The organism is Halomonas sp. SIMBA_159 (genome assembly GCF_046536035.1).
GTDB classification, from domain to species: domain Bacteria; phylum Pseudomonadota; class Gammaproteobacteria; order Pseudomonadales; family Halomonadaceae; genus Vreelandella; species Vreelandella venusta_A.
This window is the reverse complement of the sequence record NZ_JAWJBT010001593.1, coordinates 1-237: the sequence shown is the minus strand read 5'-3', so window position 1 is coordinate 237 and position 237 is coordinate 1. Positions and strand designations below refer to the sequence as shown.

The 237-nt window shown below is 43.5% G+C and carries 1 protein-coding gene; it reads left to right on the top strand.

Annotation, left to right across the window (positions count from 1 at the left end; translation table 11 throughout):
• Nucleotides 1-12: 12 nt before the first annotated feature.
• Nucleotides 13-237 (top strand): hypothetical protein (locus tag R0J87_RS24600; protein WP_498889659.1); only part of this gene is annotated, 225 nt, incomplete at its 3' end.

Genomic DNA, 237 nt, shown 5'->3' with positions numbered 1-237 from the left:
ATTGTTCTCACCTTGATTTACAGCATGGCAGGTTTAGGCATTGCTGTCGTCAATGACTTTAAGAGTGTAGAAGGCGATCGCGCTCTGGGGTTAAAATCCCTTCCAGTCATGTTTGGAGTCGGTGGTGCAGCTTGGATTAGTGTCTTGATGATTGACATATTTCAAGGGGGAATTGCCGGTTACTTAATAAGCATTCACGAAAACCTCTACGCCACAATTCTCATCTTGCTAATCATT